The organism is Sphingobium sp., assembly GCF_041987595.1.
In the GTDB taxonomy this organism is placed as follows: Bacteria; Pseudomonadota; Alphaproteobacteria; order Sphingomonadales; family Sphingomonadaceae; genus Sphingobium.
Genome location: NZ_JBHIWJ010000171.1, coordinates 1 through 4,773, shown reverse-complemented (window position 1 = coordinate 4,773; position 4,773 = coordinate 1). Strand labels below are relative to the sequence as shown.

At 62.5% G+C, this 4,773-nt stretch carries 4 protein-coding genes and 1 pseudogene; 1 reads left to right on the top strand and 4 read right to left on the bottom strand.

Going from position 1 to position 4,773, the window contains the following annotated elements; genetic code table 11:
* Positions 1–194 (top strand): annotated as a pseudogene (locus ACFC3J_RS22135) (LLM class flavin-dependent oxidoreductase); the annotation flags it as partial.
* A 184-nt stretch (positions 195–378) separates the two neighbouring features.
* On the opposite strand, the gene ACFC3J_RS22130 reads toward ACFC3J_RS22135, so the two are convergent.
* The 4 genes from ACFC3J_RS22130 to ACFC3J_RS22115 form a co-directional block, all read right to left on the bottom strand.
* Complete coding sequence (locus tag ACFC3J_RS22130) at positions 379–2,034, bottom strand: FAD-dependent oxidoreductase (RefSeq protein ID WP_375198103.1); 1,656 nt, start codon at positions 2,032–2,034, stop codon at positions 379–381.
* 73 nt (positions 2,035–2,107) lie between these two features.
* A complete protein-coding gene (locus tag ACFC3J_RS22125; protein WP_327754007.1) occupies positions 2,108–3,028 on the bottom strand; it encodes a TIGR03619 family F420-dependent LLM class oxidoreductase in 921 nt (306 codons plus the stop codon).
* Positions 3,029–3,241: 213 nt separating this feature from the next.
* Complete coding sequence (npdG, locus tag ACFC3J_RS22120) at positions 3,242–3,898, bottom strand: NADPH-dependent F420 reductase (RefSeq protein ID WP_066562976.1); 657 nt, start codon at positions 3,896–3,898, stop codon at positions 3,242–3,244.
* Positions 3,895–4,725: an SDR family NAD(P)-dependent oxidoreductase gene (locus tag ACFC3J_RS22115; RefSeq protein WP_066562977.1), complete on the bottom strand. Its 831-nt coding sequence runs from the start codon at positions 4,723–4,725 to the stop codon at positions 3,895–3,897. Before ACFC3J_RS22115 ends, npdG begins: the two co-directional genes overlap by 4 nt.
* Positions 4,726–4,773: the final 48 nt, after the last annotated feature.

The window sequence follows — 4,773 nt, the reverse complement described above, 5'->3', positions numbered from 1 at the left end:
TGACCTGCGGGCCGGTGGACGAAGTTCTCGAAAAGATCGAGCCGTTCTGGGATGTGGTGGACTCGCTCTGCCCGATGACGCCCTATCGGGATCTGACCATGGACCAGCTGACCGACTATAATGCGGGTCTTTTCAAGCTGGTGGCGACGGCTCGGGCGCGGGCCGGCATGGTTGCCGAACCGGCGTACAGCTAGAGCGCGCTGCGTTAAATTAGACGCAGGTCGCGCGCTCTAAGTTTCTGTTGTCGCATCGTTTATGCGGAAAACCGGTTTCCACTTTTCCGCACGATGCTTTAAGGTTGATCTCAGTAGTTGCTACGGCAGGAGCCGGGGCCAAGGATAACCCTTGACCCCGGCTCCTGCCGTCCCCCCCAAAGAATCAGGCCGGCACCAGTGACTCGGCCATGGCTTTGCCAGCGATGAACCCTGTCACCATGGCCGGGCCGACATTGCAGCCATGCGCCGGCGATTTGCCGCGCCAGATGGAATTGGCATCAAGCCCGGCCGCGAACAGTCCTGCTACCGGCGCGCCATCTGTTCCGATCACGCGGCATTGCGCGTCGATCTTGAGGCCCACCGTCGTGGACCCGTCGCCCGGATAGATTTGGATGGCATAGAAGGGTGCCTTTTCCACCCGACCAAGACACGGGTTGGGCTGATGCCTGGGATCGCCGATCTCGATATCGATCTGCGTATCGCCCTTGCCGAAATCCAGATCCTTGCCGGTCTCGGCATAGCGGTTCATTTTCGCGACCGTCGCCACCAGCCCATCGGCGTCCACACCGATCTTGTCCGCCAGTTCGCGCAGGCTGGGCGCCTCTGTGACATAGCCCGACGCGATCAGTTTCTTGAGACCGCCGCCGCCGGGATACACCATGCCCATGCCATATTTCTTGATGAACGCGGCATCCCCGATGATGTGGGCGGGCACGGTGCCGCTCCGGTGCATGGCCTCGACGAAGTGGACGGACGCCTCATTCCCGAAACGCTCGCCCTTGGCATCGACCGCGATGCAGCCGGGCTTCGACATGTCGATCAGATGCGCGTAGCGCGCGACATAGCCGTCCGGCCGCGTCATCTTGGAAACCACGGCCCAGACGGCATTGACCAGATTGTCGCCATCCAGCGACGCCCCGGCATCCAGCCCCATATTCATCCCGTCACCGGTATTTTCATAGGGCAGGATCGAGACATGCTCCTCGGCATAGGGGATATAGGCCTTGCGCAACTGCTCACTGGCTGAAAAACCACCGGACGCCAGCAGGACACCAACTCTTGCTTCGATGTCCTCGCCGCCGACGCGCACGCCGGTCACGCGGCCGGCCTTCACCAGCAGCCGATCGACAGCGGCGTCCTTGCGGAGCGTGACACCGGCATCGATCGCCGACCGGATCAGCCGCGCCGCCAGCGCATTGCCCATGGTCAGCCGCGTGCCGCGCGGATAGCGGCGCACCTTGTCCAGGCCAAATTTCGCGGCCAGCTTGCCGAAATGGAACAGCGACCTGGGCGACGGCATCTCGGCCAGATAAGGAAGGTCGAACAGATCGATCATGAAGCCGCCCGGCGCGTTGAACTCCTCGCGTGCCGGACGAAGCTCGGCGAAGTGATCGCCCAATTTCTTGCCGTCATATTCCTGTGGCGAAAGCAGTCGGCCATGATCGGCGGCGCCGCCGACTTCAGGGTACCAGTCGCTGCTGGGCGGCGAGAGAAGGAAATGAACCTCGCTGTTCTTGTCCAGCCATTCCACCATTTCCGGACCTGCGTCGAGATAGGCGTCGATCAACGCGGGATTGGCCGTCGGTCCGATCACGTCCAGCACATATTGGCGCGCCACGGCGCGGCTGTCCTCGACACCGGCGGCCTTGGCCTGCGGGCTGCCGGGAATCCAGATGCCGCCGCCCGAAACCGATGTCGTGCCGCCGAAATGTTCGGCCTTTTCAAGCACGAGGACCGACAGCCCGGCGGACGCGGCCCTGATCGCCGCAGTCATGCCCGCAGCGCCCGATCCCACCACTACAACATCATATTGGGCCATCAAGTCCTCCCGACCAGTCTTTCGATGTCCATGAGGAAAAGCGCGCCAGCTCGCGCCTTTCCCCCGGCAGGTTTCAGATTTTGGGCATGATTTCCTCGGCCACCCACTGGAGCCGCTCAAGATATTCGGTCAGCCCGGATATGCCCGGCGGCAGCGGAACGATGGTTTCATTGACCCCCAGTTCCTTCAGCCAGCCCACCTGATCGATGACCTTTTGCGCGTCCCGCGTTCCGGGCGCGCGCGGGTCATCCATGATCTCATGATGCGCGCCGACATTGAGCATTTCGAGCGCAAAGAACATGTCGATCGGCCGTCCGTCATATTCAGGCTGCGAACGGATGAAGTCGAGGCATTCCGGGAATTTTTCCGGCGGGGTGCGGAAGGGCGACCAGCCGTCGCCGAATTTCGCCACGCGCCTGAGCACCGGTTCGGCATCGCCCCCGAACCAGATCGGCAGACGCGGTTGCTGCACCGGCTTGGGCGCGAACCCGACATTCCTGAACCGGACGAACTCGCCCTCGAATTCGGGCTTTTCCGATGTCCACAGTTCAATGATCGCGGCGACATATTCATCGGCCATGCGCCCGCGCTGGTGGAAGTCCACACCCAGCATGTCGAACTCTTCCTTCAGCCAACCGACCCCGAACAAGGCCGTGGCCCGGCCGCCGCTCAGCCAGTCGAGCGTAGACCAGGCCTTGGCATGAACGATCGGGCTTTGCAGAGGCAGGATCGACACCGAGGAACTGAGCTTCATATTCCTGGTACGACCGGCGAGGAAGGCGAGTGCAACCGTCCCATGAACATAATGGTCGCCCGACAGCGCTATATGTTCCTGTGGGATGATGAAATGTTCGCCCAGCATGCATTTGTGGAAACCAAGTCGATCGGCCGTCGCCACCGCCTGTCCGATGTCATCTCCGGTCAAAGCATATTCCCAGGGCTGCGTCATCGCGGCGACGTGCATGCTGTTGGGAACGCCGATGTTGAGCTTCATGATGATCCTCCCATATTCTCCGGGCGAAAGGATAAGCGGGGCCGGGTGAGCGGCACCTTCCCGCCGGAAGGGGAAGCCGCCCTGAAATCTGTGCCCGACGATTTTCGGCACGGCAAAATGCCCTTCCCCCATCCTCACCATCAGCCGCGCCCTGTCCGAAGAGAGGGTCAGGGCTTTCGATGGGCGGATTCCTTCGAACCCGTCAAGGCAGCGTCACGCCTCCAGCGGCACGAGTTCGCCCGTGATGCGAATGCCCGCCCCGTCGACCTTATAAGTCTTGTTCATGAAGATCAGGATCGACGTCAGCGCTTCGGCAGCGGCGGAATTGACGAGCGCACCACCATGCAGCCCCCGCAACCCCATGGCATCAGCCAGTGCCACAACGCGCGCCCGGGCATCCTTGTCATCGCCAAATACCAGCACGTCACACCCGACATCGACATCCTTCGCCAGCTTGTGCGCGGCGACATTGTGGAAAGCGGAGACCAGCGTGACATCCTGTCCCAGCACGTCCTGCGCCTTCTGGGCGGCGGAGCCTTCATCCGGCAACTGGACGCGCATCACCTTGGGCGGAACGAGCGGGACAGTCGTGTCCACGACCAGCTTGCCCGCGACATGGGGGGCAATGTCGCGAAGCGTCGCCTCCTGTGCGGCAAAGGGCACCGTCACGATGACAATGTCCGCTTCCGCCGCGACATCCGCGTTGGCGCCCCCGCGCAGACCGTGCCCCAGTTCCGAGGCTGCCTTTTCCGCACTTTCGGCTTTTCGCGATCCGATCGTCACGGGATAACCGGCACGCGCCAGCCGCCAGGCGATCGCAGCGCCCAGATTGCCGGTGCCGCCGACGACGGCAATGGCAGGAAATGTCATAGAATGTCCTTCGATTGGTTGGCGGTAAAGCGCATCATGTCTGCAAATACCGCGGAATGGGACGTGAACCCGCCGTCGGCGACAATCGAAGCGCCGGTGATGTAGCGGGATTGATCGGATGCCAGAAACGCGACTACCTCTGCAATATCCTCCGGCCGACCGAGATAGTCGACCATATTATGCTCCCGCATCAGCGCCTGTGCCTCCGGCGGCATGTTGCGGTCCAGAGCCTCCGTCATCACCAGCCCGACAACGACGACATTGGACCGGATGCCCTGCTTTCCATATTGCGTGGCGATATAGCGGGACAGGCTGAGCAGGCCGGCCTTGGTCGTGCCATAAGCGGGAAAGTCGAGATCCCCGGCGAGGCCCTTGCCCGATCCGGTAAAGACGACCGAACCGCCGCCCGCAGCGATCATGCGCGGGATGGCATGTTTTGCGGTGAGCATCGCCCCGCGAAGGTTGACCGCAAAGGCACGGTCCCAGAAGTCGGCATCCATATCTGCGATCAGCCCATCACCGGCCAACATACCGGTCTGCGCTGCATTGGCGTGCAGGATGTCGAGCCTGCCGAAACGATCCACGACCTGGGCGATGCCGTTCGCCACCGTCTCCTCGTCGGTGACATCCATGATGAGGGCGATCGCCTCTCCGCCAGTTGCCTCGACCCGCGCGACGGCTTCATCGAGCGGCGCAGCCTCCGGCCCTGCCACGGCGATCTTCGCCCCACGGCCCGCCAGCATGAGCGCGGTGGCCAGACCGATGCCGGTTCCTCCGCCGGTGACAATCGCAACCTTGTCCTTCACCGGATATTGCAGGTCGGTCATAGCGTCTCCGATAAGGCAAGGGGCCGTGGCGGCACCGGTTGATAAAGT